The sequence below is a fragment of the Nonomuraea sp. NPDC050227 genome (assembly GCF_044459705.1).
Lineage (GTDB): Bacteria > Actinomycetota > Actinomycetes > Streptosporangiales > Streptosporangiaceae > Nonomuraea.
The window spans coordinates 58,413-82,800 of the sequence record NZ_JBITJF010000001.1; the positions used below are offsets into that span (position 1 = coordinate 58,413).

Consider the following 24,388-nt stretch of genomic DNA (forward strand, 5'->3'; position numbering starts at 1 on the left):
CTTTTGTTCAGGGAGGCCCACCATGCGCGTCCTTGACGGTCTGGCGTCGCCGGACCTGGAGGAGCTCAACCTGGAGCTGATCCTGGTCGCGGCGCTGCACGAAGAGGCGGAAAGGCTAGCCGCCGAATGAACGGGCTCCAGCTCCCCGGCCCCGCCGGGGAGCTGGAGCAGGGGGCCGCGGCGTAGGATCACGGATCATGCTGCGCTGCGCCGTCCTCGACGACTACCAGGGCGTGGCCCTCGGGCTGGCCGACTGGTCGCGGGTCCGGGCCACGAGCTTCCGAGCCCACTTCACCAGCCAGGACGAGCTGGTGGCGGCCCTGGCGGACTTCGACATCGTGGTCGTCATGCGGGAGCGCACTCCGTTCGGCGCGGAGCTGTTCGAGCGGCTGCCCCGGCTGCGCCTGCTGATCACCACGGGCATGCGCAACGCCTCCGTCGACCTCGACGCCGCCCGCGCCCGCGGGGTCACGGTGTGCGGCACCGGCAGCGCCTCCACCCCGCCGGCCGAGCTGACCTGGGCGCTCATCCTGGGCCTGGCCCGCCACCTGGTGCCCGAGGCGACGGCGATGCGCTCCGACGGCCCGTGGCAGAGCACCGTCGGCATGGACCTGCACGGCGGCACCCTCGGGCTGCTCGGCCTCGGCAAGATCGGGGCGCAGATGGCCCGCATCGGGCAGGCGTTCGGCATGGACGTCATCGCCTGGAGCCAGAACCTGACCGCGGCGCGCGCCGACGAGCTGAGCGTGCGGGCGGTCGCCAAGGAGGAGCTGTTCGCCGAGTCCGACGTCGTCTCCGTCCATCTCGTGCTGAGCGAGCGCACCCGCGGGCTGGTCGGCGCGCGCGAGCTGGCCTTGATGCGGCCCAGCGCCTACCTGGTCAACACCTCGCGGGCGGCCATCGTCGACCAGGCCGCGCTGGCGTCGGCGCTGCGCGAGGGGCTGATCGCGGGGGCCGGGCTCGACGTGTTCGAGACCGAGCCGCTGCCCGCCGGGCACGAGCTGCGCAGACTGCCCAACGTGCTGGCCACCCCCCATCTCGGGTACGTCACCGGCGGCAACTACGAGACCTACTTCCGCGACGCCGTGCAGGACATCGACGCGTTCCTGGCCGGCGCGCCGATCCGCGTCCTGGGCTGACCCGGCTCACCACGGCTCACTCCGCCTTCGCCCTGGCCCGGAAGGCGGCGGTCTTGACGCGGTTCTGGCAGGCCGTGGAGCAGAAGCGGCGGGTGCCGTTGCGGGAGACGTCCACGTAGACGCGGTCGCAATGGGGGGCGGTGCAGACGCCGAGCCGGTCGCTGAACTCGCTGCCGAGCACGATCGCGAGCCCGGTCGAGCAGCTCGCCGCCCAGTCGCCCGCCACCGAGCCGCCGGGGCCGTGGAAGTGCAGGTGCCACGGCTCGCCGTCGTGGCGTTCGAGCATCGGCCTGGCCCTGCTCTCCTCCAGCAGCGCGTTCGTGGCCATGGCGGCGGCGTCGACGTCGCCGTCCGCCACCGCGCGGAACACCACGCGCAGCCGGGCCGCGACCTCGGCCAGCTCGGCGGCGTCGGCCGCGCCGACCCCGTGATGGCCGGAATAGACGCTGCCCACCGCGCCGGAGGCGGCCGCGGCGAGGTCGTCGGGGACAGGGAACTCGCGCCCGCGCTGCTCGCCCGGCGTCAGCGCGTTGACCAGCGCCACCGCGACCCGGACGATCGCATCTGTGTGACTGTTGTAATCCACTTGACCGGTTACACCTTCGCGTTCTAGGTTGTGACTGCTCAAATCTTAGACGACAGTTACAGGGAGATCTGATGCTCACTCAGGAAGCCGCGCTGGCATGGATCGAGCGTTGGGACCGTCAGCAGGAGGGCTATCTGCCCGACCGGGAGGCCCGCTTCACCGCGCTGATCGACGCGGTCGAGGCGCTGGGCCGGCCGGACCCCGTGGTCATCGACCTGGGGTGCGGGCCGGGGTCGTTGTCCGCCCGGCTGCTCGAACGCCTGCCCGCGGCCACCGTGATCGCCGTCGACGCCGACCCGCTGCTGCTGGGGCTCGGCCGGGCCGCCTACCCGGGGCTGCGGTTCGTCTCGGCCGACCTGCGCACCGGCGGGTGGACCCAGGCGCTCGGCCTCGACCGTCCGGCCGACGCCGCCGTCAGCACCACCGCGCTGCACTGGATCTCGCCCGAGGAGCTTCAGGAGACGTACGCCGAGCTGGCCGGTGTGCTGCGCCCCGGCGGGATCCTGCTCAACGGCGACCACATGGACTCCTCCTCCCCCACCCTGGCCCGGCTGGAGCACGCCGTGCACCAGCGGGAGACCGACCGCGTCTTCGGCGACCGCCGGCCCGAGGACTGGCGCGCCTGGTGGGACGCCATCGCCGCCGACCCGGCCTTCGCCGACCTCAACCAGGAGCGCAGCACGGCCGGCGCATCCCATCACGGCTCGGAGTCCCACCTGGTCGAGCAGCACGTCGGCGCGCTGACCAAGGCCGGGTTCGGCGAGATCGGCACGTTGTGGCAGCGCGGGAACAACCGCCTGCTGTGCGCCGTGCGAAGCTGACCCGCGCCGCCATCCGGCGGGCGCAGGCGGGCGAGACGTGGTTTCCTGTAGGTCATGGACGAGTCGCAAGTCACCCGCTACCTGGACAGATTCGGAGCGTCCCGGCCGGTGCCGCCGGACGTCCACGGCCTGCGGGCCCTGCAGCTCGCGCACCTGCGGGCGGTACCGTTCGAGAACCTGAGCATCCACCTCGGCGAGCCGATCTCCCTCGCTCCCGACGCCCTGTTCGACAAGCTCGTCACCCGCCGCCGCGGCGGCTTCTGTTACGAGCAGAACGGCCTGTTCGCCGCGCTGCTCACCGCGCTCGGCTACCGGGTGACCCTGCTCGCGGCGCGGGTGTTCGGCGGCGGCCGGCCGGGGCCGCTGTTCGACCACCTCGCGCTCCGCGTCGACCTGGACGAGCCCTGGCTGGTGGACGTCGGCTTCGGCGACTTCGCCGACGAGCCGCTGCGGATCGACGAGCGCGGCGAGCAGAAGGACGGCGCGGGGGTGTTCCAGATCGTCCCCGCTCCCGGAGAGCACGGCGATCTCGACGTGTCGCACAACGGCGAGCCCGCCTACCGGCTCACCGCGCGGCCGTACGAGCTGGCCGACTTCGTGCCGACCTGCTGGTGGCAGGCGACCTCGCCGGACTCGCACTTCACCAGGTCGCCGGTGTGCTCGATCCGCACGGCGGAGGGGCGCACCACGATCAGCGGGCGCAAGCTGATCGTCACCCGGCAGGGCGAGCGCGCCGAACGCATCCTGAACGAGAACGAGCTGCTTCCGGCGTACCGGGAGCACTTCGGCGTGACGCTCGACCGGGCCCCGGCGGCGGGAGCCTGACCCGGGGGACGTCACACCGGCTGCACTACGGTGGCCGATCATGGCCGACTACATCTCTCCCATCTTCTGCGACCTGCTCGCCGTGCACAGCCACGTACCGGGCGTGCGCGAGAAGTTGCCGTCCCTCCTGGCCGGGGTTCGCCGCAGCGTCCTGGAGGTGGGCGCGGGAACCGGCCTGATCACCACGTCCCTGGCCGAGTGGACGCCCGCCGAGATCTTCGCGCTGGAACCCTCGGCCACGATGCGGGCGGTGCTGCTCTCCCGCCTGGCCGAACGGCCCGACCTGCTCGAACGGGTCACCGTGCTGCCCTGCGACGCCATGGGCCTCGACCTCGACGAGCCGGTCGAGGCCATGGTGATGATCAACGTGTTGTACGCCCTGGAGCCCGGTTACCGCAGGCGGCTCTGGCCCGTCCTGGCCGACCGGCTGGAGCCCGGCGGGCTTCTCGTGCTCACCTGGCGCGACGGCGGTCCGCCGATGCCGCGGCCCATGCGGCACCTGGACTCCCGGCGGGTGGGCCGCCACACGTACACGGTCTCGTCCGAGATCATCGAGTCGGACGACGAACGCGCCACGTGCCGCTACCTCTACCGGATCACCCGGGGCGACGAAGTGCTCAGCGAGGAAGAACTCGTCGGGCACGCCTACCGTCCCGCCTGGGAGGTCCTGCGGGACGAACTCGTGGGCGCGGGTTACGTCCGCGCCGCCGCCCCCGACGGCCTCCTGGCCTGGCGACGCGCCTGATCTCCCGGCCGCACCGGGCGGGCCTCAGTCGTCGCTCCAGACGTACCAGCGTCCGTCGAAGTGGCGGTAGGAACCCGGCGCGTCGATGTCCGGCTCACCGTTCGAGCTCCAGGCGAATCCGTAACTGCCGAAGAATCCCGCGTCCTCGATCATGAACCCGAAGGCTCCGCGGGAGCCTTCCAGATACTTGACGGGATACAGCCCGACCCATCGCCGCTCCTCGGGCGGCTTCCCGTCCGACACCGTCTGCGCGAGGTGCTCAAGACTGCCCCGCGACAACTCGAACCGCACCCTGACCGGCGCGCCGACGTAGACCAGTGCCCCTGCCAGACCCGCGGCCAAGGGCGGCACGACCCAGAACCGCCAGTGACGGCGTAACTCGACCGCCCGGTCCCTCCGGAGCAGAGCGCCACCGAGCACGACAAGCCAAGGAACCCCGAACAACACCCAGCCGACGCCGATGGCCATCAACCACATGAAATGCCAGCCGGGAACGCTGGTCGCATAAACCGTTCCCAGAGCCAGTACAACGGCAATCGCTCCCCATGCCCTGTCCCTGACACCCAAGGAATCCTCCGCACGTGACGAGAGCGGACGCGAGGGCCGCTCTTTTTCCATCCTCGAAATCACCAGTCGGCATCCGATCGTTACGAGATATCGTCCGTCCGGCCGACACCTTTCTCTTACTCTTTTCCCTGCTATATCCACAAAATTAAGGACACTGATGAAGCTTCTCTTCGCGGGCCTCGCGACCACGGCCGCAGTCGTGTGCGCCGCAGCCTTGCCCGCTCAGGCCGCATCTCCGGCGACCGCGCAGGCCGCCCCCGCGGACGCGGTGAAAGCCCTGAAAGCCCAACTACTACCAGGCAAGGGCGTGAAGATCACCGAATTAAGCAGCATCACCCTCGATTTCACCGTCGACGGCCAGGACATGCAGGTGGAGGTGAAGACCCGCACCACCGGCACGCTGGCGTTCGGCAAGGGCAAGGTGGCGGCCGCCGACCTCCGCGTCCGCATGTCGTCCCGCCAGAAGGAGTTCGAACCTCCCTACCGGGTCGTGGCCGAAGGCAGAAACGCCTACGTGACCAACCCCGGCATCGCCAAGGCGTTGCCCGCCGGCCGCTCCTGGATCGGCTCGCGGACCAGTGCTCGCGAGAACTCCATCCTCGACATGGGCGCCACCCCGGCCGACCTGAAGTTCATGCTGGATCACTCCTCCGAGGTGGCGCCCGGCGAATACCAGGGCACCTCCACCCTCGCCGCCTACCGGCACAACAAGGCGGCCGAAGGCAGCGTCGAGTTCCACCTGTACTTCGACAAGAACAACCTGCTCACCCGCACAGTCGTCGACTCGACCCCGTCCTCGGACGAGGACGACTACGGCCAGATGGCCTTCCACACCGACACCAGCTTCTCGGGCTGGGGCGCCAAGGTGCAGATCACCGCACCGGCGGCCGGCAAGGTCATCGACGAGAAGAAGCTCACCCCGAAGACCCGCAGGGCCGTCATCAAGGCCGGCTACCCGGAGCCCGGCCCCTTCTGACCACCTGGCACAGGGCCCGGCGTCACCGGCCCGCCGCCCGCACGCCGAGGCGGGGCTGCCGCCGCAGCCCCGCCTATCTTCTCCGCCAGGTCGGCGACGAAGTGCCAGTGCCGGCCCATGAAAAAAAGGGACGCTGTTCGAGTTGCTCCGCGCGAGCCGACGGAGTGCAGCCGGTGAGTTGAAATTGTTCCTCGCCGGGCTCCCCCTGAGGGCCGACATACATTTCCAGGAGTTCACAGGCATGGGCGCCACGCGTTCGCGAAGTGGCGAATCAGTTACCCAGCGCTCCCCCGACGGTCGTTTCGGTGACATCTCCCGCGTTCATTGACGCACCTTTCACGGCCCACGAACGGGAACTCACTTTTCGGCCCCGACATCTGAGAAGAGGTGAGACGTTCGGCATATTCGAGGCTGCTGATTACCGCATTAGGGGCCCTGCTCGCCGCCGGTACAGGCGGTTGCTCGACGCATGTCTCGCAATCGGCGTCACGACCGGCTGCCCTTCCTCCGGTACCGGACTTGCCTGCGGCCGAGGACGTCTGGCCCGAGGCGTTCTTCTCGGTGCCACGCTGGTTCAGCGACACCCGCGACGTTCGGCCACTGGCGATGCTCAGCAGGCACGAGGTGCTGATGGCCGACCACGAACGAGCACCGGCCGATCCTGGTGAACTACGACCGGCGGACCGGCAATATGCGCCGCTTATGCGTGATCGCACCATGCCAGGACGATGATCGGATGCCCCTCTGCATCGATGACTCGCCTCCCATAGCAGGGTCCACCGGCGTCAGAGACGACCTGCACTTCATCGCACCGTCTCTGGACGGGGCAGAGCGCGGCCGTCTGGCTGTCAGCACCAGCGACGTCAACTCCTCCGCCGACAGCGTGGCGGCTCTCAAGCCGAGGCTGGCGCTGGTCCACGGATACTCCGACAGACGGTCACCGGTCGATTGGGTCGACATGACGATCACGCGGGAACAGTTCGACCGCCAGGGCCAGGATCCGGCCAACTGGCGATGGTCACATATAACCCGGAGGATCATCACTGGCAAATGACGAATACTCCCGACCATGCTGGCTATAGCGACGCCGAGCGCTCCGCAATTCACGAACGGTGGCTTGCGGAGCGTCATCGCCGTACCGAGGATCCCGATTATCGAGAAGAGTGGTACCCCGAGCAGTGCGGCGCCTGCCGATTCTGGTTCCCACTGGCCGGCGCGCTGGGCAACGATTACGGTGCGTGCGCGAATGCGGCCTCCCCCTTCGACGGGCGGATCCGTTTCGAGCATGACGGGTGTGACGCCTTCCAGGAGTCGGGAACCTGGTCCGTTCCGGAGGACCACGAGACGTATCGACGGCGAAGGCTGTACCTCGACACGCTGAACAACACGGACGAGCGTGGCTTGTCGCTGCTGCGCGACGCGCTGACCGAAGAGCCCGACCGGGAGCTGGCACTGGCCGTGATCCTGCGTGCGCTGGAGGCGGTGACCGCGGAGGAGCGGCGAGAGTGGATCGATCTGGCCCCTGCCGGACAGGATCGGGAGCGAGCCGAGGCCCGCGCGAAAGACCTCGAACTCCTGGCGGGCGGGCCGGCCGGTCAACCCGGCGAGTGGTCGGAGTGGATGCAGCTCAGGCTCGCGGCGACCACCTCCGATCCGGCGACCCTCGAAACCCTCACCCGGGCGGGGCGCACGAAACGCGTCAGGCGCCTGGCCACAGAACGCAGGTGGGCGATGCACGACCCCGGCCCCCCACCCGCCACCTGAGGACGAATCACCCAGCACTTGTACGACTACCTGCTCCCCGGCATCGTCAAGAGCACCGACACCGACTTCGATGTCTTCGTGGCTCCCTGCCGGGGCGTTCAGCACGCAACGAGAACGCTCGGCGCGGGCATCTCTGCTGATCATCCAGTCCGCGAGGGAAGCGGTCCTGACCACGAGGCCGAGGCGAAGTGCTCCACCAGACGAAGGACATTGCCCCCGTCACGCAGGCCCACTCTGTTCGTCCTGGGCCGACGGCAGGCGGGATGAACGAACTCACGCCCTAGCCGCGCAGCGAGAGTGTTAGCAAGATCGCAACGTTGTCCTGACAAATAACGAAGCCCCTGACGGCATAACGCCTGTTCAGGGGCTTCCTGTTGCAGAGCCGACGAGGGGAATCGAACCCCGTGACGACAGACCGAGCGGCGACCCATCGACCAGCAGACCTCATCCAATCGCAACGACGAAAAGGGCGTCAGCTCACGTAACGCATTCTAAGAGACCGGAACCGAAGTCAGCGATCGTCACGGCCTGCACCACTTCGATGCGGACCCGGGCGAGAGAAGCCGTTCCTGATCATCAGATTCCATCCCGTACTACATTCGTAGATTTCGTGGGAGCGGGTCGCCGCGTCGTCGGTAGTGGCCGGGTCAGGGCACGCGTCTGGCGAAGCCGCCGGAAGTCCGACCGGGCCAAGACGTGGTCGACGGCGATGGCCCTCAGCGGGGCCGGTCCAGGTCGAACGCCACACCGGCCAGGCGGATCGTCCGCACCCTCGGGTCCTTGAGCAGCTCCCGCAGCTCGCGGACAGAGCTGAGCTGGTCCACATAGCCGTAGGCGAGCCCGGCCTCGGCTGACTTGCGCAGCCGAGCCAAGGACAGGTCGAAGGATCGCAGGTTGGCGTTGTCGTAGTCTCGCAGCAGGGCAACCCAGTCGCGGAACTGCGGCAGGTTGCCACCGCACATGTCCTCGGTCCTGTCGCCGCCCTTGCCGAGGTCCATCGCGTCGTTCCAGTAGTCGAAGCCCCAGGTGACAGGGAGGGAGCCGGGTCTGCGCTCGTACACGATCCGTTCGGCGCAGGTGCCGTACTGCTTCACGACCGACTTCATCTCGGCCTCGCCGAGCGGCTGCTCGAACTCCACCACCGCCAGCGAGCTGAGGTCGGCGGGCAGCCGGGCGAGCACCGCGCGCACGTCGTCCTTGGTCGCCAGCGTGGTGCCCATGTCGAACAGAGTCTGGGAAAGCCTGGTGTGGGCGGTGCTGCCCAACGGCAGGCGACCCACGCGGCCGAAGAAGTCCTGACTGATCGCGTACGACTCGCTCCCGGCCGGCCAGTCTCCGGTCGGCGCGATGGGACGCGCGGCCACCTCGAACGACATCGAGACGGGCGTGGTCTGGCAACAGGAGCCGATCGTCACCGTATACGCCGGGTTGTAGATCTTGAATGCGGTGCCGAGCACGGCCTGCATACGGCGTTCCCGGTCGCCGCGGGTCTGCACCAGGGACGACCCCTCGGTCGCGGCCACCGCGAGCAGCGCCAGCACGGCCAGCACGATGGTGACCGTCCTGAACAACCCCCGCCGGACCGCGCGCCGGGTGCGCTTGGGGTCGAAGTCCGGCAGGTCTGGCATTTCAGGCATGTTCATGGCTCTCCTCGTAAAGGTCGGCGAAGGCGGCCCTCGCCCGCCACACCGCGGTCTTGATCGAGTTGTGCGACCTGCCGGTCATCGCAGCCACCTCCACCATCGAGAACCCCTCGAAGTAGACCAGCGTGAGCAGCCGGCGTTGCTGCTCGGGCAACCGTTCGAGCGCGTCGCGCACGTCCAGCGACTCCACGTGCAGCGGCGGCACACCCAACTCGTCAGGGTTCGGTAGGGCCATCTCGCGGCGGCTCTTACGTACGTGATCGACCAGGACGTTGCGCGCGATCGTAAGCAGCCACGCCGCCGCGTTATCACCCCGCCAACCGAGCAGAGCTCTGGTCGCTTTGACGAACGTCTCCTGCGCCAGGTCCTCGGCGAGATGCGGATCGCGGATCCTGCGCAAGAGGAACCCGCACACGAGCGGCCAGTGCTCGCGATACAGCTCCTCGATGATGTCGCCCCCCGAACGGTTTCGATTGTCACGTCACATACAGACGCCACCGCGGCGAGAATGGTCACACGGGTTGCCGATCAATGTGCCGGAAGCATGACGTCGCAGCAGAACCAAGGCCGCCCCCGCGACCGAGTGCCGGCATGAGCGCCGTCAACGGTGCATCAGGTGAACGGACATGCTGTGGGCGGATTCCAGGGCCCCTTCTCATCGCGTGCCATGCTGAGATGGCGGAGTGAACGAAGCCGATCGCGCTGCGGTGCTCGCCTTGCAGAATCTCTTCGCGACGCTGGGCGCCGATGCCCCTCAGGAGTGGGCTGCCTCAGAGATCTCAGAGGACATACCTCAGCTGGCCGGCTTCTTGGCGCTGCGGCGCATATGGCCAGACTTGATCAATGGCTGGACCACGCCGGGAGCGCTGGAAGGCATTCCCGCGGCTGCTCGACTGCTCGCCGACGGCGCGGACCCCGCCGACCTTGCGCGGGTCGCCCAGGTGGCCGCCTACGAAACAGCGTTCAGTCTCCTTCACAGCCTCACCGCCCACGGCCGCGACGACGACGCACCCACGGACACCCCTGGCTGGCGCCTCATGGAAACCACACCGTCAGGCGAACTCACTGGCAGGGCCGTACAAGGTCTTCATGAGAGCCTGCTCACCATGGACCCCTCAGGGCGCGACGGGCAGGACATCTTCGGCTAGAGACGGTTGCTGTACAACCCTGCTGCACGAGATCGAAAAGGCCCTCCCCCGATCACGGGAAAGGGCCTTCTACGTGCAGAGCCGACGAGGGGAATCGAACCCCTGACCTTCTGTTTACAAGGTCCCCAAAGGATCTTCGTGGGCGTTCATAGGCGTCCGCCACCTCGTCTACCGGCACCCTCGCCGTTCGTCTCCGTCCGCCGCAGTTCATGCTCGTCCGTTCGGGTGGCTCCCAAGGTGGCTCCCAGAAATCGCCCCGCGACCATGGCTTACTTGTACGCCTCTGCCCATCTCGACCACCAGCCGGTGAGTTCCCACCCAGCCGTTGTGATCGTCGACACGGCTGACAGACTGCGCGATATGAGCGAGGTCCTGCGGCACGTCCCCTTCCCGTTTCCCGATGACACTTTCCCGCCCGGCCTCGTGGCCGTCGTACAGAGGACGGTGATCTCCGGCGAGTTGCCCGCGCTCATCGTGATTCACGACGACGAGAACGATTGGCTCATTGGCGACGACGTCACCGACGCCAGCGACCCGGATGCTTCGGCAATCTGTCACGTCGCTCATGTCGTGGACCTCGATCCGAGCGTGGCCGAAACCGCGTCTCTCCCGTGTGGGTATGCCGCACGCAGAACCTCGAAAGATGAGCCATGGGTGGTTGAGGAGTGGTACTACGAGGAGGAGTAGGTCTTGACCTGCGCGTCCAGCGGCACCCCGCCCGCCTGATTGAGCGGGTGACGGGAATCGAACTCGTGCTGTCAGCTTGGGAATAGGCTACTCATCTTGCGGTCCTGAGCTGGGGGGACAAGGGTGCAGGTGAAGGCGGGTCAGGTGACCGTGAGTCTCCGTAATTTACCGCCGAGCGCCGCTCGTTCTGGCATGGATCTGGCGCGCGATCGATGCCTCTGTGTTGTGGCATTGTCGGTCGAAGCTGGCAGCATCATGGACGTGGACGACTTCAGGCCCTCCTCCAGCGGCCGGCCCCCGCACGCGGAGTGCAGATCATGACCGAGGATGAAATCTTCGAAGCGATACGGTCAGACGCTGGGCCCGATGTCCTACCGGTGGCCTCGCCCGAGGCTGTCGCCGAGGCTGAAGACGCCATCGGTTACCCGCTCCCTTCGCTGCTGCGACGGTTGTATCTGGAGGTGGGAAACGGAGGTTTCGGTCCTCGCGGTGGCATCATCGGTGTACGGGGCTATGACTTCTGGCGAAGCGACATCTACGCGGACATCACTGAGTCGGCTCTTGCGTTTCGTACTGATCCTTGCGAACCACGGCCGGGCATGATCCAGTTGTTGGACTGGGGATGTGCGATCGCGTCACTGCTGGATTGCAGTGATCCCCAAGGGGCGATGTGGGGATGGGACCCCAATTTGTGCTGCTTGGATCACGCGCTCTTTCCGCAGGACATCACCTTCGCGTCGTGGCTCGCCGAGTCGATCGGCCGCGATTTCGACGAACCGTTCTATGACGGTTACTTCGAGGTCTCGCCGCAAGAGGCGGTAGAGAACGCGATGAGCCCCATCGGAGAAGAGGAGGAACCGTGCAGGTGGTCGCCGTCTGTATGGGTGAAGGGCAGGAAGGCCGACGTCTCTGGGAGCGCCGTCATACGTCCGAATGACTGACGGGTTGGCTTCGTAAAGAGCGCGAGGCCCGGCTCAGGAGGGGCGCTTCCCCCCACGATCTGGGCCATCACGCTGAGAGCGGGTGACAGGAATCGAACCCACACTGTCAGCCTGGGAACATCATCGATCACGGCCTGCTCCCGGATCTTGGGGCTCGGCCCTGTCCTGGTGTCCCAGAGGGCGTTCGTGACCGTCGAAAGTGGCGAGGCATCTTAAATTGAGGACATAAGGTGTCTCCGTGAATGTGATCGAGTTCCGCGTTGAAGGGCCGGTCGCCCCCAGCGTCTATCTGCACATGGACATCCTGATCGATGGCATCAATCTCATCGAACTCGCACGCGTCGTCGAACTACCACTGGCCTCCAACCCAAGCATCGCGGGTGCCTATGCGGGGCTATTGGAGCGGGACTTGATCTGCTGGCCAAGCACTCATTTCCTCGGGGCACCCCATCTCCAATGGTTTTCCGAAGGAGAGACGGTGCTGCTGGGCTGCGAATGCGGCGAGTGGGAATGCTGGCCGTTGACCGCGCAGGTCGAGGTGACCGAGCAGATCGTCACTTGGTCTGGGTTCCGTAACGGCCACCGTCGCAATTGGAACCTCAGAGCGCTGGGTCCTTTCGTCTTCGACAGACAGCAGTACGAGACGGCTCTCCGCAGAACCGCCGCCTCCCCGAAGCTGTCTTGACCACAAGCTCACCGTGTAGCTCCCAGACGCCGGGGAGCCCCCTCGGCATGGAGCTGGACCGCAACGACCCTGCTCAGTGAGCCGTGCTGAGGAACGAAGCACGGATCGTCGATCGCCCCCAGCCATCTACGACGACCGGCCATGCCGTGGCGATCGTAGGGCTGCACCTGTGCGGCGGCGTGGCAACCCCGGCCGGTGCGTTTGGTTGGTCCGGCGGGGCCGGCGTGCGGTGGCCGGCCCGGTGTCCCGCCGCCGTCCGGGACCGGCCCCCAGGCCGCACGCCCGGACGGCGGGCGGGCGGAGGGCCGGGGGTACGGCGGCGCGCCGCGCCGCCGCTTGATACCTAAAAGAACAACTCGGCAATTCGGCAGACCCGCAAGTACGCCCTCGTTGCTCTCAATCGAGCAGGTCAGGACGGCGGCTGGTCAAGGCTCTCCGGGCGGTTACGAAGCGTTCGTGGAACTCTTCGGCAAGTGCCTCGCGTCGGTAGCGTTGCCGTAGTACGCGGTCGAGATCTCCGGCGCGGTTCACGAGGTCTGTGAGCGATCGGCGGTCGATGTCGAATGCGGCCAGGCCCTCGTCAACTGCTGCGTCGAGTTCTCCTCGGCGGGCGTGGACGATACCGAGATCGATGTGTGCGTCGGCGACTCGCATGGGGGCGTTTGAGGTGCCGTCTGGGCGGGTGTGCATCTGGATGGTTTCGCGGGCGTGTTCTTCGGCGCGGTCGTCGTCGGCGAGCCAGGTGTAGCAGGTGGCGGCGTAGAAGACCCACTTGGCGTGGTCGAAGACGAAGTGGTGGTCTGGGTGGTCGGGCATAGGCAGGCTGCTGAGGACTTCGGCTCCGCGGGTCAGGGCACGGTCGGCTTCCCGGCGCTCTCCGATGCGGGCCAAGCCACGGGCTTCTTGGAGAGTGAGTTGGACCATGGCACTGCTGGTGCCGGCGACTGCCTGGCCCATGCGGGCGGAGGTGACGACGTCTTCATAGCGGCCTTCAACGAGGGCGAACCACGCGGACATCTCGTGTGCCCAGCCCATGAGTTCGCCGTGTCCGACCTGGCGGCCCATCTCGAACGCGGCCCGTCGAGCTGTCTCGGCTTCTTCCCTCTCACCCAGGTCATAGTGCACGCATCCCAGTAGCGCGGTCAGCCATCCAGTGATCACGAGCAGTTCGCGATGCTGATCGAGAGTGAGGCGCCCAGACAGTAGGTGGTTGATCTGGGCGAGGCGCTTTTGGGTGCGGTCGCGGAGCGTGCCTGCGGGCACGACCGGATAGGCGCGGCACAACAGGTCGACGGCCTCGGCAAGGGCCTCCAGGGTGCCGGTTCCGACGTCGGATGCCTGGAGTTGCTGGGCGAGTTCCATCGTCCCGTAGAGATCGGCTTCGGCTCGCAGCGCGTCGGCTGGGATGACGCGAGCCTCGATGATGCGGCTGTCGTTCTGCCTTCCCTGGAAGAACCCGAGTGCTTCCGGTTCCAGTCCGGTCAGTTGCGTCAGCGCGAGTCGGTAGGGCGTGCGAGGCCATCGGACTTCGCCGGCCTCCCAGCGGCGGACCCGTTCCTCGTCACACGTCAGGCGTTCGGCGATACCTACCGGCGTGGCATTGATGCGGTCGGCCATGTCCGCGCGAGTGAGCCTGTGCTCGTTGCGCCAGGCACGTAGCCGCACGTTCGGGATGTAGTCGGGCATCTGCGGGTCTTCCTCCCGGCTGGGGGCTCGAAAGGGGAAACAAGGGGGCCGTTCAGGGGTCCTGCAGAAACGCGGTTGCCGGTGGACTTGTCATCAAGCAACCACGGTACGTCACGCGGCCTCCCGCCACAGGGAACGCCGGATGAACGAGGAGATGGCGACGGTGACCCGGCCAGACGAGACAAGCAAGACGTCGTGCTGCCCCGCCTGCCGGGGACGCGGGATCAAGCTGCGTGACTCACGCCGTGCGCTCCTCATCGGCGACGACGACGGAGATCAGACCTTGGGTGAGGAGCGGGAGTGTCTCGACTGCCTCGGAAGCGGCCGGGCCGAAGGGAGCGTGAAATGAATTCGATCATTCAGGCGGTGAACGCGGGCTTCGCGCAGAGTCAAAACGAGGGCATCATGCTCGTCCGGCTGCGTGACCGTCTCACGGGCCTCGGCGTGAACGCCGAGCTGCGCGACAACAACAGCGTGCTGCTGGTGCACAGGCCGGTGGAGGGGCTGCCGGTGTGGGTGTTCGTGGGGTACGGCGGCGCCTACTACTCCTGGCAGAGCGCCGAGAAGCGGCACCCGACCAGCGACCCGGAGGGCGCGGCGAACGTCCTGGCTGAGTACGTCGCCAGGTGATGACGGGCACGGCGAGGCAGAGGTGATCCCTTCCAAAGGGGGGTGAGGGTCATCGTCCGGTCTCGCCGTGCCTTCCCCGGCAGGCAGTTGCAGTGGCGTCCCCCGCGGCACCCTTCCCAGCCCGGTCGCTGCGCTGCCTGCCGGTTCTTCATGTCCGGCTCCCGCTTCCGCGAAGCACATGGACAGGCGGCGGCAAGCCGGATACGCTCAAACTTGGTAAAACAACCTGTCGGGTGTTGGACGGTCAGAATGTCGCTAGAGTCCGTACCGCCGAAGTATGCGCAGCTTGTGCAGGCCCTTCAACGGCGTATCGAGTCGGGGACCTATCCGCCCGGTTCCATGCTCCCCAGTGAGCACCAGCTCATCCAGGAGTTCAGCGTCTCCCGCCCTACGGTTGTGGCGGCGCTTCGGGTGCTGCGTGAGCAGGGCTGGATCGAGTCTCAGCAGGGCAAGGGGCGGTTCGTGCGGGGCCGTCCGGCGATGGCGTCGGTGGAGTCCAATCGTCCTGGACAGGCGTACCTGACCAACCCGGAGACGGACACCTCGGGTGAGTTGGTCGAGGCCGGCGCGGTGGCGCTGCCCAACCGGGTAGCGGTGCTGTTGGATGCGCAGCCTAAGAGCAAGGCGTTCCTACGTCGGCGGCTGGTCGTGCGCGATGGTAAGCCGAGTGAGTTGGTGTCGCTGTGGCTGCCTCTGGAGCTGTCCGAGGGCACCGACCTGACCAGCGGTGAGGCGCTGCCGCAGGGCGTCCGGCAGCATCTCCAGTCGCGCAAGGGGGTGCGCTTCGATCACATCATGGAGCAGATCACCGCCCGCATGCCCACGGCCCAGGAGGCAAAGCAGCTCGGCATGCCGAAGAACGTACCGCTGCTGGCGGTCTTCGGTGCCGTTCGGGATGCCTCCGGCCGGCCGTTGGTCGTGGTGGAGGTGCTGCTTCCGGCGGATCGCCACGAGCTGGACGACGCCTACCCGATCGACTGACCGGCGCTTCCGGCTACTTGTGCAGCGCCAGCCCCGCCCAGAGAACGGTCACCGCGAGTAGGGCCAGGGTGAAGACAATGGCGGCGCTGCGCCGTCGGGAGACGAGGGCGAGGACGAGCCCCAACATGGGTGCGCCGACTCCGACGATCACCATGGCGTTTCCGCAGATTTGAGAGAGCTGCCGGTTCGTTGCCTGCCCTCCGACGAGGGCAAAGCCGTAGCTGAACCACAGCACTCCCAAGAGGGGTGTGCCCAGGATCCATAAGAGGAACAGCAGCCATGGCCAGGCGGCATCCTTGGGCGGCGGGCCCGGTTCCATGATCTGGATTCTTCCCCTGAGGCTTCCGGTCGGCCAGCGACTTTCAGTACCAGCAGGGACACAATATGACATCGCGATCTCTCTCTTTGGTCAGATCGCCGTCACCTTTCTCCTCGACACTTGACCTACCAAGTTTGATCGGCCTACTCTCAGAGCATCACTTGATAGGTCAAGTGTCAGACATTCAAGAGAGGAGCCGTCATGGCTCTGCAAGGCCCTATCCCCGTCACCTTCGCCATGGTCTTCCCGCACGGCTGCTACATCGTCGGCGAAGTCGAGCCCGTCAAGGACTTCGACGCTTCGTCCAACGGCCGGTTCGTGCAGGCCCGCGACAAGCAGACCTCTGAGCTGGTCTGGCAGGTCGCGGTCATGGACGGTGACCCGACTCTCAAGCCCGCCCAGAAGACCGTCGCGGTCAAGATCCTCGCGCCGGTCCAGCCGGTGCCCCCGCAGCCGATGCCGGGGCTGCCGTTCACGCCGGTCGAGTTCAACGGTATGTCCGTCACGCCCTACGTCAACGCAGCCGGACGCCTCGCCTACTCGATCAAGGTTCGCGAGATGTACGCGCCTCGCCAGACTGCCCAGCCCGCTCAGAACAAGGCTTCGGCCGGAAAGGACGCCGCCTAAATGACCCGACGCCGTACCCCGCGCAACAGCGTGATCCGGCTGACCACCGGGCACGCCGCCCGTACCCTCAACCACCCGTTCCCGCGTCGTGAGCCCGTGTTGGCGCTCGACTTCGGCGCCACCTCCGTCCTGGTCACCACCAACGGACCCGTGACCGTCGAAGACCTGGAGTTCGCCCGCCAGCTCGCCCACGCGGCCAACCGCTTCGCCCGCTCCATCGAGCGCAGCTTCTACGGCCTGCCCGACGGCAAGGGGGTGGCGGCATGAGCGAGCGCAAGCCCTACACCTACGTCACCTTGTCCATGGACGCCGACTCGGCACCGCATGTCGGTGTCTCGTTCCACACCTCGCGTCTGAAGGTCCGTGCCGGGCTGCTGCTCAGCAACCCGCGCCCGTACCTGGACTTCGCCTCGCCCGAGGCGAACGTGCACATCTCCACCACCGGAGCCGGGCCGGTCACCGACGCCGACCTGAGCACCGCCCGCGAGATCTTCACCGCCGCTGCCCGCTACCTGGCCGACTGTGAGCAGTTGCACGCCGAACAGGCCGACAAGGACGCCACCGACCCTGCGACCTGACATGAGGCGGGGCCGCTGGAAGCGGCAACTTCCGGCGGCCCCTCGGTTCTCCCCTGACTCCACATCACGAGAGGTTCCAAGCTTATGTTCAAGCGGCTGCCTGGCGACGAGGCGCGCAACCTCGTCTCCACCACGCCCGACACGGCCGTCGTCTTCCGCCCGGCCGTCGTCAAGACACCCGCCATCATCACCTTCATCATCTACATCTGGCGCTTCCTGTCCGCCCTCGTCCGCACGACGTGGCGGCATCCGATCGCCGCCGCCCTGCCCGTCGCCCTAGGTGTCGCCTGGTACTGGTACGGCTGGCCCGCCACGGCATCCACGCTCGGCTTCGCCGTCCTGTCCCTGCTCGCCTGGGCCTTCACCGAGCCCGACTCCTTCTCGCGCCTCGTCGGCTTCCGCCTGCTGGCCTGGTGGCGGCTGATGTCGGTCTACCGCCGACACTGGCAAGCCGTCATGGAGGTCTCCGGGCTGGCCAAGCGCATCAACGGCCGGGCCTACATGCCCCGCCTGATGAAGGTCCAGTGCGACGGCTGGGCCGACCGCGTCACCGTCCGGATGCTCGCCGGTCAGGCGGTCAAGGACTGGTCCGACCGCATCGACAACCTCGCCCAAGGCTTCGGCACCACCTCGTGCCGGGTCGCGCTCATCAAAGGCGGCCGGTTGCTGCTGACGTTCCCACGCAGTGATCCCCTGGCCGCTCCCATGCCCGCCCTTCCCATCCCGAACGAACCATCAGTCGGCCCGGTCGAGATCGGCAAGCAAGAGGACGGCCGACCGCTCCGGCTCAAGGTCCACGGCACCCACGTCCTGATCGCGGGCGCGACCGGGGCCGGCAAAGGCTCGTTCCTGTGGGACACGATCCGCGGCTTGCTCCCCGCGATGCGGGCGGGCCTGGCCGAAGTCTGGGCGCTCGATCCGAAGCTGATGGAGCTGTCCTTCGGGCGTGAACTGTTCCAAGGCCGCTACGCCGCCGACCCGTCCGACTGCGCCGATTTGCTCGACGAGGCCGTCTCCATCATGCAGAAGCGGGCCGCTCGCTTCGCCGGCCTCCAGCGCTCCCACGTCCCGACCGTTGAGGACCCGTTCGTCCTGGTGCTCGTCGACGAGGTCGCGTTCCTGACCGCCTACCAGCCCGACAAGCATCTCCGGCAACGCATCTCCGCCGCCCTGGCCACCCTGGCGACCCAAGGCCGGTCAGTCGGTGTTGGCGTCATGGCCGCCCTCCAAGACCCACGCAAGGAAGTCATGAACATCCGCAACCTGTTCCCCGACAAGATCGCCCTCCGCCTGGACGAGTCCGAACAGGTGGACATGGTCCTCGGCGACGGCTCCCGCGACCGAGGCGCACTCGCCGACCACATCTCACCCATCCCCGAACAAGGGGCCGGCATCGCCTACATGCGGCTGGAGACCTCACCAGAACCGATCCGCGTCCGCGCCGCCTACGTCTCCGACGCCGACATCCGCGACATGGTCGCCTACTACCGGCAGGCCGCATGACGCTCTCTCACCTGCTCGACGGCCTGCGCTGTGCCACCTGCCTCGCCCTGAACGTTCTCCGCCTCGACCCGGTCCGCGCCCTGGTCGAGTGCACCGAGTGCGGCCAGACCGCGCTCATCGTCCCCGACCCCGACGAAGGGAGGACCGCATGACCCATGCGCACGACCGCGCACTCCCCCGAACCATCCGCCAGGCCATGCCGATGGCCCGCGACGTACTGGTAGAAGTCGCCAAGCAACACGGCGTCTGCATCCGCCCCATCCCGCTCAAGCGCCTCGACACCGTCACCGGCAAATCCGAGATCATCGACGTACCGTGCGGCGCCACCCTCGACAGCAAGTGCCCGCCCTGCGCCACACGCAACAAGCAGCTCCGCAAGGCCCAATGCCGCGAAGGCTGGCACCTGGAGACCGAACCTGCCATCACACCCGACGACCCGAACGAAGAGCAGCGCTGGCTGATCGAGTTCCGCGCCGACATGCAGGCCAGACGGGATGCCGCCGAACAGGCCGGCGACGACACCACCGAACTCGACGCGATCATCACCGGCCTCGACGAGGAGATCAACGCCGCAGGCATGCGCGGCAACATCCTCGGCCGTACGACCACCAAGCGCTCCCGCTCCACCAGACGCCGCCAGGACGCGCCCGACTTGCCCAAGCGCAAGATGACCAACACGACCCTCGGACGCACCTTCCAAGGCACGGACGGCAAGACCTACCGCCCGTCTCTGTTCGTCACGCTCACCTTGCCCTCGTACGGCAAGGTCCGCGACGGCGCCCCCATCGACCCCGACACCTACGACTACCGCCGCGCCGCACGAGACGCCCTGCACTTCTCCAAGCTCATCGATCGCTTCGTGCAGAACCTTCGCCGCGTCGCGGGCTACGACGTGCAGTATTTCGCCTCCGTGGAGCCTCAAGAGCGGCTCGCGCCGCACCTGCACATGGCCATCCGTGGAACGCTCCCACGCGCCGAGATCAAGCAGATCGCCGCCGCCACCTACCACCAGGTCTGGTGGCCACAGGCCGACGAAGTCATCTTCGACGGCGACCACCTACCGATCTGGGAAGACGGCACCGGCTACCTCAACTCGGCTACCGGCGAGGTTCTGCCCACCTGGGACGACGCCCTCGACGAGGACGCCGCCCCCCTCCACGTCATCCGCTTCGGCGACCAAGTAGACGTCCAAGGCGTGCTCGCCGGCACCCCAGACGCCGACCAGTGCATCCGCTACCTGTCCAAGTACCTCACCAAGTCCATCGGCGACGCCCTGGACGGCGGCCAGGCCCAGCACCAGCACGCCACCCGCATGCTGGACGCCCTCCGCTACGAACCCTGCTCACCCATCTGCCCGAACTGGCTCCGCTACGGCGTCCAGCCCAAGAACGCCAAACCGGGCATGCTCCCCGGCCGCTGCCGCAGCAAGGCCCACAAGCCCGACCACCTCGGCTACGCAGGACGCCGCATCCTCGTCTCCCGCAAGTGGAGCAACAAGACCCTGGCCGAACACAAGCAGGACCGCCGCACCTGGGTCCTGGAAGCCCTCGGCCAGACCGACGAGACACCAGACCCACACCGCTACGTCTGGAGACCCGTCCCAGCCGGAGACGCCAACGTGCCACCACTCGCCATCCGGCTCCTGCGCACCGTGGCCGAACGCCAACGCTGGCGGACCCACCTTCGCGAACTGGAAGCCAGAGCAACCGGACAAGATCTTTCGGCAACCGAGGACATGGGGAGGGCCGCATGACCACGAATGTCGCCCCTCTGCTCCTCCGTCCCGAAGAGGCGGCCGAACACCTCGGCATCGGCCGCACCAAGGTCTACGAACTGATCCGCTCCGGCGCGCTCCGATCGGTACGCATCGGCACCCTGCGCCGCGTCCCGGCAACAGCACTCACCGAATTCGTCACCCACCTCGAAGAGGAAACCGCATGAGCACCAGGAAGCGCGGCCAGAACGAAGACTCGATCTACAAGGACGGCGACCGCTGGCGCGGGGCGGTCTCACTCGGCTACGGCCCGGATGGCAAGCGCACCCGCAAGAAGGTTTCCGGCAAGACCCGAGCCGAAGTCGTCGAGAAGGTTCGCAAGCTCAAGGAGACCCTGGCTAAGGGCGCTCCGGTACCGGATGACCGGCTGACGGTCGGCGCGTTCCTCGATCGCTGGCTGCTCAACCTCCCCGGCCACATCGCCGATGGGACCCTGGACGACTACGAGGACACAGTACGGCTGCACCTGAAGCCCGGTCTGGGCCGTCACAAGCTGACCAAGCTCACCGTGGCCCAAGTCGATGCCCTGTGGCAGGCCAAGCGCACGGCGGGATACAAGGCGAACAGCGTCCGCAACATGCGTGCCGTGCTGCGCAAGGCCATGGGCCAGGCTGAGCGGGAGGGGCTGGTCATGCGGAACGTCGCGGCCCTGTCCATGCCTCCGCGCGTCCCGGTCGAGGAGGGCCGGACACTCACTGTCGATGAGGGCAAGATGCTCCTCAGCACAGCAGCCGATCATCGTATGGGCGTCCTGGTCCTCCTGGCCCTCGTCTTCGGACTGCGTCGCGGCGAAGCACTCGGACTCATGTGGAACGCCTTCGACCCGGACGCCCGCACCCTCCGTGTCACCCACTCCGTCAAGCGACTCAAGAACCGCGACCCGAACACCACGACCAAGACCCGCATCGTGATCAGTGAGCTCAAGACCAAGCGATCACGCCGTATCCTCTGCCTTACTCCCGAGCTGATCGAGGCGATCAAACGACACAAGGCCGCGCACAACCAGGAACGTCTCAAGGCCGGCGAGGGGTGGACGGAGCACGGGCTGATGTTCCCGACGGCTTTCGGCAATCCATCCGACCCAGACACCTTCTCGCACCTGTTCTCCCGCCTGGCCAAGAAGGCGGGCCTTGGCCACTGGCACCCCCACGAGCTCCGCCACTCCGGCGCATCGCTCATGCTGGCCCAGGGCACGCCGCTGCACGTCGTGTCCGAAGTCCTCGGCCACGCCAGCATCTCGATCACGAAGGATGTCTACGGCCATCTACTGGAGGGCGACCGGCGCGCGGCCACGGAAGCCATCTCCAGCGCCCTCCTGGGCGGACAGGATCCGGTGGCTCCCAAGGTGGCTCCCAAAGGCGCCGAAGACACCGGTTGAAGGTCGGAATACAAAAGGCCCCTGACGGCATAAAGCCTGCTCAGGGGCCTTTCGCTTGCAGAGCCGACGAGGGGAATCGAACCCCTGACCTTCTGTTTACAAGACAGATGCTCTGCCGATTGAGCTACGTCGGCACGGCCTACCAGTGTAGACGCTAGCGGCGCCTGTGACGAGCGACCTCGTACAGTGCCACACCGGCGGCGACTCCCGCGTTGAGGGATTCCGCGGCGGCCTGCATGGGGATGCGGACGACCACGTCGCACTGCTCCCGGACCAACCGGCCGAGCCCCTTCCCCTCGGAGCCCACCACGACCACGAGCGGCTCGGCGAGGAGGTCGGCGTCGCCGATGTCGATCTTTCCGGCGCCGTCGAGGCCGACGATGAAGAGGCCGGCTTCGCGGTATTCGCGGAGGGCGGCCGTCAGGTTGGAGGCGCGGGCGACCCGCAGCGTGGCGAGCGTGCCGGCCGAGGTCTTCCAGGCGCCACCCGTCACCCCGGCCGAGCGGCGGGACGGGATGAGCAGGCCATGCGCGCCGAACGCGGTGGCGGAACGGGCGATGGCGCCCAGGTTGCGCGGGTCGGTGACCGAGTCGAGCGCCACGATCAGCGGGACCTCGGCCGCGTCCTGGGCCAGTTCGACCAGCTCGGACGGATGCGCATAGTCGTAGGCGGGGATCTGGAGCGCGATGCCCTGGTGGACGACGCCCTCCGTCATCCGGTCGAGCTTGTCGCGGGTGACTTCGAGCAGCGCGATCCCGCGCTCTGCCGCGATCTTGATGGAGTCGCGTACGCGGTCGTCGTTCTCGACGCGCTGGGCCACGTAGAGGGCGTTGGCGGGCACCCCGGCCTGCAGCGCCTCCAGCACCGGGTTACGGCCGCCGATGTATTCGGGGGCGTCCTCGGAACGCTTCTGCCGGGCCGGGCCGCTGCCCGGACGGCGCGTCTCGCCGCCGCGGTCCTCCCTGGCGATGCGCTCGGACCTGGCCTTGTCCTTGTACCAGTGGCGCATCTCGGCAGGCGGCGTCGCGCCCCTGCCCTCGAGCGACCGGCGCTTCTGGCCCCCGGTGCCTCTGGAGGGGCCCTTCTTCTTCGCGGGCCTGCCCGATGCCCTACCGCCTGCTGCCATGCCATCAAGGGTATCGGCCCGTCGACCCACCCGATCCCGCCGGGCAAGCCCCCATCCGATCTCGCCGAGAAGGACGGCGTCCGCACACTGACGTCCGCACACGACCGGCCGCGGCACACCCGGCGAGCCGCCTGCCCTCAGGGTGCACATAGCGCGCCGCTCACCACCTCACTGAGCGTCTTGCGTCAGCACATCGCCACAAATCGCCTCATCGGGCCGCACGCGAGATCGGGCCGCACGCGACGCCGTGACCGCACATCGCGACGACCGCAGGCCCGCCCGCCCTCTCCCAGCAGAGCACCCAAAGCGTCCCCAAACCGCCCCCGCACAGCCCCCCGCACAGTGCAAAAGGCGCCCACCTCGAACCGGCCCCGGACGACTCCGAAAGCGCCCACCCCCACCCCAAAGGCCGGTTATGGTCCTTGGCCATGACTGAGTCCGCCTACCTCCAAGCCACCCGAGCGGCCTACGACACCGTCGCCCCCGAATACGCCGACCTGCTGAGGAACGAACTCGACGCCAAGCCCCTGGACCGGGCCATGCTGGGAGCGTTCGCCGAGCTCGTGCAGGGCCCGGACGCCGGAGAGGTGGCCGACCTGGGCTGCGGACCGGGCCGCGTCACCGCCCACCTCCACGCCCTCGGGGTGAACGCCTTCGGCATCGACCTGTCGCCAGGGATGATCGACGTCGCCCGCCGGAGCCACCCCGGCCTTCGCTTCGAAGTGGGTTCCATGACCGCGCTGGACCTGGCGGACGCGTCCCTGGCCGGGGCCGTCGCGTGGTACTCCACCGTCCACACCCCGCCGGAGCTCCTGCCGACCGTGTTCGCCGAGATCCACCGCGTGCTGGCGCCGGGCGGCCACCTGCTGATCGCGTTCAAGGTCGGCGACGAACGCCGACACCTCAGCCAGGGCTACGGCCACAAGCTGTCCCTGGACGTCTACTGGACTCCCCCGGAGCACATCGCCGACCTCCTCGCCAAGGCCGGCCTGTCCCTGGACGCCCAGCTCATCCGCGAACCCGACGAGAGCGAAAGACCCCGCTCAGGCCCGCAGGCCTTCTTCCTGGCCCACAAACCAACCGACAAACCAACCGCCAAGCCGACCGACGAACCGACCGCCAAGCCGATAGACAAGCCGGAAACCCCAAACTCCATCAGCCAACCCCCCGAGCACGAGCCCCGAGAACACTGACGGAAGATGTCAGCGACCACCGACTAACGTGCCCGCCACCCAGCACCACCCCGACCATCCCCCAAG

General features: G+C 67.5%; 29 protein-coding genes and 1 tRNA gene. 21 read left to right on the forward strand and 9 right to left on the reverse strand.

Features of this window, described 5'->3' with window-relative positions; genetic code table 11:
* Nucleotides 1-197 precede the first annotated feature (197 nt).
* Nucleotides 198-1,139: a D-2-hydroxyacid dehydrogenase family protein gene (locus tag ACIBK9_RS00335; protein WP_397154004.1), complete on the forward strand. Its 942-nt coding sequence runs from the start codon at nucleotides 198-200 to the stop codon at nucleotides 1,137-1,139.
* Between the two features lie 16 nt (nucleotides 1,140-1,155).
* On the opposite strand, the gene ACIBK9_RS00340 is transcribed toward ACIBK9_RS00335, so the two are convergent.
* On the reverse strand, nucleotides 1,156-1,725 hold the full coding sequence (locus ACIBK9_RS00340) for a CGNR zinc finger domain-containing protein (RefSeq protein ID WP_397154006.1): 570 nt from the start codon (nucleotides 1,723-1,725) through the stop codon (nucleotides 1,156-1,158).
* Between the two features lie 71 nt (nucleotides 1,726-1,796).
* On the opposite strand from ACIBK9_RS00340, the gene ACIBK9_RS00345 reads away from it, so the two are divergent.
* The 3 genes from ACIBK9_RS00345 to ACIBK9_RS00355 are packed head-to-tail and all read left to right on the forward strand — an operon-like array spanning nucleotide 1,797 to nucleotide 4,116.
* A complete protein-coding gene (locus ACIBK9_RS00345; RefSeq protein WP_358289247.1) occupies nucleotides 1,797-2,546 on the forward strand; it encodes a class I SAM-dependent methyltransferase in 750 nt (249 codons plus the stop codon).
* 54 nt (nucleotides 2,547-2,600) lie between these two features.
* Nucleotides 2,601-3,371, forward strand: coding sequence for an arylamine N-acetyltransferase (locus ACIBK9_RS00350; RefSeq protein WP_358289250.1), 771 nt, complete (start codon nucleotides 2,601-2,603; stop codon nucleotides 3,369-3,371).
* 40 nt (nucleotides 3,372-3,411) lie between these two features.
* Nucleotides 3,412-4,116 carry a class I SAM-dependent methyltransferase gene (locus ACIBK9_RS00355; protein ID WP_397154008.1) on the forward strand — a complete coding sequence of 235 codons (705 nt, stop codon included), beginning with the start codon at nucleotides 3,412-3,414 and terminating at the stop codon, nucleotides 4,114-4,116.
* Nucleotides 4,117-4,140: 24 nt separating this feature from the next.
* Here ACIBK9_RS00355 and ACIBK9_RS00360 read toward each other — a convergent pair whose 3' ends face one another.
* Nucleotides 4,141-4,584, reverse strand: a complete 444-nt coding sequence (locus ACIBK9_RS00360) for a hypothetical protein (RefSeq protein ID WP_397154010.1) — start codon at nucleotides 4,582-4,584, stop codon at nucleotides 4,141-4,143.
* Between the two features lie 406 nt (nucleotides 4,585-4,990).
* Here ACIBK9_RS00360 and ACIBK9_RS00365 point away from each other — a divergent pair, with 406 nt between their 5' ends.
* Nucleotides 4,991-5,659 carry a hypothetical protein gene (locus ACIBK9_RS00365; protein WP_397154012.1) on the forward strand — a complete coding sequence of 223 codons (669 nt, stop codon included), beginning with the start codon at nucleotides 4,991-4,993 and terminating at the stop codon, nucleotides 5,657-5,659.
* Nucleotides 5,660-5,732: 73 nt separating this feature from the next.
* Here the strand turns inward: ACIBK9_RS00365 and ACIBK9_RS00370 are convergent, their stop codons facing one another.
* Nucleotides 5,733-5,882 carry a hypothetical protein gene (locus tag ACIBK9_RS00370; protein ID WP_397154014.1) on the reverse strand — a complete coding sequence of 50 codons (150 nt, stop codon included), beginning with the start codon at nucleotides 5,880-5,882 and terminating at the stop codon, nucleotides 5,733-5,735.
* Between the two features lie 791 nt (nucleotides 5,883-6,673).
* Here ACIBK9_RS00370 and ACIBK9_RS00375 point away from each other — a divergent pair.
* Nucleotides 6,674-7,423, forward strand: coding sequence for a DUF3027 domain-containing protein (locus ACIBK9_RS00375; RefSeq protein WP_397154016.1), 750 nt, complete (start codon nucleotides 6,674-6,676; stop codon nucleotides 7,421-7,423).
* A 716-nt stretch (nucleotides 7,424-8,139) separates the two neighbouring features.
* Here the strand turns inward: ACIBK9_RS00375 and ACIBK9_RS00380 are convergent.
* Both ACIBK9_RS00380 and ACIBK9_RS00385 read right to left on the reverse strand, forming a co-directional pair.
* On the reverse strand, nucleotides 8,140-9,060 hold the full coding sequence (locus ACIBK9_RS00380) for a hypothetical protein (protein ID WP_397154018.1): 921 nt from the start codon (nucleotides 9,058-9,060) through the stop codon (nucleotides 8,140-8,142).
* Nucleotides 9,053-9,517, reverse strand: coding sequence for an RNA polymerase sigma factor (locus ACIBK9_RS00385; RefSeq protein ID WP_387679871.1), 465 nt, complete (start codon nucleotides 9,515-9,517; stop codon nucleotides 9,053-9,055). Before ACIBK9_RS00385 ends, ACIBK9_RS00380 begins: the two co-directional genes overlap by 8 nt.
* A 232-nt stretch (nucleotides 9,518-9,749) precedes the next feature.
* On the opposite strand from ACIBK9_RS00385, the gene ACIBK9_RS00390 reads away from it, so the two are divergent.
* The 4 genes from ACIBK9_RS00390 (at nucleotide 9,750) to ACIBK9_RS00405 (ending at nucleotide 12,527) form a co-directional block, all read left to right on the forward strand.
* A complete protein-coding gene (locus ACIBK9_RS00390) occupies nucleotides 9,750-10,214 on the forward strand; it encodes a hypothetical protein (protein WP_397154020.1) in 465 nt (154 codons plus the stop codon).
* 360 nt (nucleotides 10,215-10,574) lie between these two features.
* Nucleotides 10,575-10,901, forward strand: coding sequence for a hypothetical protein (locus ACIBK9_RS00395; RefSeq protein WP_397154022.1), 327 nt, complete (start codon nucleotides 10,575-10,577; stop codon nucleotides 10,899-10,901).
* A 317-nt stretch (nucleotides 10,902-11,218) separates the two neighbouring features.
* Complete coding sequence (locus ACIBK9_RS00400) at nucleotides 11,219-11,842, forward strand: hypothetical protein (protein WP_397154024.1); 624 nt, start codon at nucleotides 11,219-11,221, stop codon at nucleotides 11,840-11,842.
* A gap of 238 nt (nucleotides 11,843-12,080) precedes the next feature.
* Entirely contained in the window at nucleotides 12,081-12,527 is a 447-nt protein-coding gene (locus ACIBK9_RS00405) for a hypothetical protein (RefSeq protein WP_397154025.1), read from the forward strand.
* Between the two features lie 396 nt (nucleotides 12,528-12,923).
* On the opposite strand, the gene ACIBK9_RS00410 is transcribed toward ACIBK9_RS00405, so the two are convergent.
* Nucleotides 12,924-14,213 (reverse strand): hypothetical protein, encoded by a 1,290-nt coding sequence (locus ACIBK9_RS00410; protein WP_397154027.1) that lies wholly within the window; start codon nucleotides 14,211-14,213, stop codon nucleotides 12,924-12,926.
* Between the two features lie 345 nt (nucleotides 14,214-14,558).
* On the opposite strand from ACIBK9_RS00410, the gene ACIBK9_RS00415 reads away from it, so the two are divergent.
* Nucleotides 14,559-14,843: a hypothetical protein gene (locus tag ACIBK9_RS00415; RefSeq protein WP_397154029.1), complete on the forward strand. Its 285-nt coding sequence runs from the start codon at nucleotides 14,559-14,561 to the stop codon at nucleotides 14,841-14,843.
* A gap of 249 nt (nucleotides 14,844-15,092) precedes the next feature.
* Nucleotides 15,093-15,824: a GntR family transcriptional regulator gene (locus ACIBK9_RS00420; RefSeq protein ID WP_397154031.1), complete on the forward strand. Its 732-nt coding sequence runs from the start codon at nucleotides 15,093-15,095 to the stop codon at nucleotides 15,822-15,824.
* A 13-nt stretch (nucleotides 15,825-15,837) separates the two neighbouring features.
* Here the strand turns inward: ACIBK9_RS00420 and ACIBK9_RS00425 are convergent, their stop codons facing one another.
* Entirely contained in the window at nucleotides 15,838-16,143 is a 306-nt protein-coding gene (locus ACIBK9_RS00425; protein WP_397154033.1) for a hypothetical protein, read from the reverse strand.
* A 201-nt stretch (nucleotides 16,144-16,344) separates the two neighbouring features.
* Here ACIBK9_RS00425 and ACIBK9_RS00430 point away from each other — a divergent pair, with 201 nt between their 5' ends.
* The 8 genes from ACIBK9_RS00430 (at nucleotide 16,345) to ACIBK9_RS00465 (ending at nucleotide 22,003) form a co-directional block, all read left to right on the forward strand.
* On the forward strand, nucleotides 16,345-16,770 hold the full coding sequence (locus ACIBK9_RS00430; RefSeq protein ID WP_397154035.1) for a plasmid replication, integration and excision activator: 426 nt from the start codon (nucleotides 16,345-16,347) through the stop codon (nucleotides 16,768-16,770).
* The gene (locus ACIBK9_RS00435) at nucleotides 16,771-17,037 is read left to right on the forward strand and encodes a hypothetical protein (protein ID WP_397154037.1); all 267 of its coding nucleotides are present in this window, start codon (nucleotides 16,771-16,773) and stop codon (nucleotides 17,035-17,037) included.
* Nucleotides 17,034-17,348 (forward strand): hypothetical protein, encoded by a 315-nt coding sequence (locus ACIBK9_RS00440; RefSeq protein ID WP_397154039.1) that lies wholly within the window; start codon nucleotides 17,034-17,036, stop codon nucleotides 17,346-17,348. The genes ACIBK9_RS00435 and ACIBK9_RS00440 overlap by 4 nt, the downstream gene beginning before the upstream one ends.
* Before the next feature lie 84 nt (nucleotides 17,349-17,432).
* Nucleotides 17,433-18,851 carry an FtsK/SpoIIIE domain-containing protein gene (locus ACIBK9_RS00445; protein ID WP_397154041.1) on the forward strand — a complete coding sequence of 473 codons (1,419 nt, stop codon included), beginning with the start codon at nucleotides 17,433-17,435 and terminating at the stop codon, nucleotides 18,849-18,851.
* The gene (locus ACIBK9_RS00450; RefSeq protein WP_397154043.1) at nucleotides 18,848-19,003 is read left to right on the forward strand and encodes a hypothetical protein; all 156 of its coding nucleotides are present in this window, start codon (nucleotides 18,848-18,850) and stop codon (nucleotides 19,001-19,003) included. Before ACIBK9_RS00445 ends, ACIBK9_RS00450 begins: the two co-directional genes overlap by 4 nt.
* Nucleotides 19,000-20,604, forward strand: coding sequence for a replication initiator (locus tag ACIBK9_RS00455; RefSeq protein WP_397154045.1), 1,605 nt, complete (start codon nucleotides 19,000-19,002; stop codon nucleotides 20,602-20,604). The genes ACIBK9_RS00450 and ACIBK9_RS00455 overlap by 4 nt, the downstream gene beginning before the upstream one ends.
* Entirely contained in the window at nucleotides 20,601-20,792 is a 192-nt protein-coding gene (locus tag ACIBK9_RS00460; protein WP_397154047.1) for a helix-turn-helix domain-containing protein, read from the forward strand. Before ACIBK9_RS00455 ends, ACIBK9_RS00460 begins: the two co-directional genes overlap by 4 nt.
* On the forward strand, nucleotides 20,789-22,003 hold the full coding sequence (locus ACIBK9_RS00465; protein ID WP_397154049.1) for a tyrosine-type recombinase/integrase: 1,215 nt from the start codon (nucleotides 20,789-20,791) through the stop codon (nucleotides 22,001-22,003). Before ACIBK9_RS00460 ends, ACIBK9_RS00465 begins: the two co-directional genes overlap by 4 nt.
* A gap of 61 nt (nucleotides 22,004-22,064) precedes the next feature.
* Here ACIBK9_RS00465 and ACIBK9_RS00470 read toward each other — a convergent pair.
* Together ACIBK9_RS00470 and rlmB are read right to left on the reverse strand one after the other, a co-directional pair.
* A tRNA-Thr gene (locus ACIBK9_RS00470) sits at nucleotides 22,065-22,137 on the reverse strand.
* Between the two features lie 20 nt (nucleotides 22,138-22,157).
* Entirely contained in the window at nucleotides 22,158-23,129 is a 972-nt protein-coding gene (gene rlmB, locus ACIBK9_RS00475) for a 23S rRNA (guanosine(2251)-2'-O)-methyltransferase RlmB (protein WP_397154051.1), read from the reverse strand.
* A 428-nt stretch (nucleotides 23,130-23,557) separates the two neighbouring features.
* Here rlmB and ACIBK9_RS00480 point away from each other — a divergent pair, with 428 nt between their 5' ends.
* Entirely contained in the window at nucleotides 23,558-24,322 is a 765-nt protein-coding gene (locus ACIBK9_RS00480; RefSeq protein WP_397154053.1) for a methyltransferase domain-containing protein, read from the forward strand.
* Nucleotides 24,323-24,388: the final 66 nt, after the last annotated feature.

Bases quoted from the DNA above. Each gene is read 5' to 3' on its own strand.
- ACIBK9_RS00335 (WP_397154004.1), top strand. From the start codon at position 198: ATGCTGCGCTGCGCCGTCCTCGACGACTACCAGGGCGTGGCCCTCGGG.
- ACIBK9_RS00345 (WP_358289247.1), top strand. From the start codon at position 1,797: ATGCTCACTCAGGAAGCCGCGCTGGCATGGATCGAGCGTTGGGACCGT.
- ACIBK9_RS00350 (WP_358289250.1), top strand. From the start codon at position 2,601: ATGGACGAGTCGCAAGTCACCCGCTACCTGGACAGATTCGGAGCGTCC.
- ACIBK9_RS00355 (WP_397154008.1), top strand. From the start codon at position 3,412: ATGGCCGACTACATCTCTCCCATCTTCTGCGACCTGCTCGCCGTGCAC.
- ACIBK9_RS00360 (WP_397154010.1), bottom strand. From the start codon at position 4,584: ATGGCCATCGGCGTCGGCTGGGTGTTGTTCGGGGTTCCTTGGCTTGTC.
- ACIBK9_RS00370 (WP_397154014.1), bottom strand. From the start codon at position 5,882: ATGTATGTCGGCCCTCAGGGGGAGCCCGGCGAGGAACAATTTCAACTC.
- ACIBK9_RS00375 (WP_397154016.1), top strand. From the start codon at position 6,674: ATGGTCACATATAACCCGGAGGATCATCACTGGCAAATGACGAATACT.
- ACIBK9_RS00380 (WP_397154018.1), bottom strand. From the start codon at position 9,060: ATGCCTGAAATGCCAGACCTGCCGGACTTCGACCCCAAGCGCACCCGG.
- ACIBK9_RS00395 (WP_397154022.1), top strand. From the start codon at position 10,575: ATGAGCGAGGTCCTGCGGCACGTCCCCTTCCCGTTTCCCGATGACACT.
- ACIBK9_RS00400 (WP_397154024.1), top strand. From the start codon at position 11,219: ATGACCGAGGATGAAATCTTCGAAGCGATACGGTCAGACGCTGGGCCC.
- ACIBK9_RS00410 (WP_397154027.1), bottom strand. From the start codon at position 14,213: ATGCCCGACTACATCCCGAACGTGCGGCTACGTGCCTGGCGCAACGAG.
- ACIBK9_RS00415 (WP_397154029.1), top strand. From the start codon at position 14,559: ATGAATTCGATCATTCAGGCGGTGAACGCGGGCTTCGCGCAGAGTCAA.
- ACIBK9_RS00420 (WP_397154031.1), top strand. From the start codon at position 15,093: ATGTCGCTAGAGTCCGTACCGCCGAAGTATGCGCAGCTTGTGCAGGCC.
- ACIBK9_RS00425 (WP_397154033.1), bottom strand. From the start codon at position 16,143: ATGGAACCGGGCCCGCCGCCCAAGGATGCCGCCTGGCCATGGCTGCTG.
- ACIBK9_RS00430 (WP_397154035.1), top strand. From the start codon at position 16,345: ATGGCTCTGCAAGGCCCTATCCCCGTCACCTTCGCCATGGTCTTCCCG.
- ACIBK9_RS00435 (WP_397154037.1), top strand. From the start codon at position 16,771: ATGACCCGACGCCGTACCCCGCGCAACAGCGTGATCCGGCTGACCACC.
- ACIBK9_RS00440 (WP_397154039.1), top strand. From the start codon at position 17,034: ATGAGCGAGCGCAAGCCCTACACCTACGTCACCTTGTCCATGGACGCC.
- ACIBK9_RS00445 (WP_397154041.1), top strand. From the start codon at position 17,433: ATGTTCAAGCGGCTGCCTGGCGACGAGGCGCGCAACCTCGTCTCCACC.
- ACIBK9_RS00450 (WP_397154043.1), top strand. From the start codon at position 18,848: ATGACGCTCTCTCACCTGCTCGACGGCCTGCGCTGTGCCACCTGCCTC.
- ACIBK9_RS00455 (WP_397154045.1), top strand. From the start codon at position 19,000: ATGACCCATGCGCACGACCGCGCACTCCCCCGAACCATCCGCCAGGCC.
- ACIBK9_RS00460 (WP_397154047.1), top strand. From the start codon at position 20,601: ATGACCACGAATGTCGCCCCTCTGCTCCTCCGTCCCGAAGAGGCGGCC.
- ACIBK9_RS00465 (WP_397154049.1), top strand. From the start codon at position 20,789: ATGAGCACCAGGAAGCGCGGCCAGAACGAAGACTCGATCTACAAGGAC.
- rlmB (WP_397154051.1), bottom strand. From the start codon at position 23,129: ATGGCAGCAGGCGGTAGGGCATCGGGCAGGCCCGCGAAGAAGAAGGGC.
- ACIBK9_RS00480 (WP_397154053.1), top strand. From the start codon at position 23,558: ATGACTGAGTCCGCCTACCTCCAAGCCACCCGAGCGGCCTACGACACC.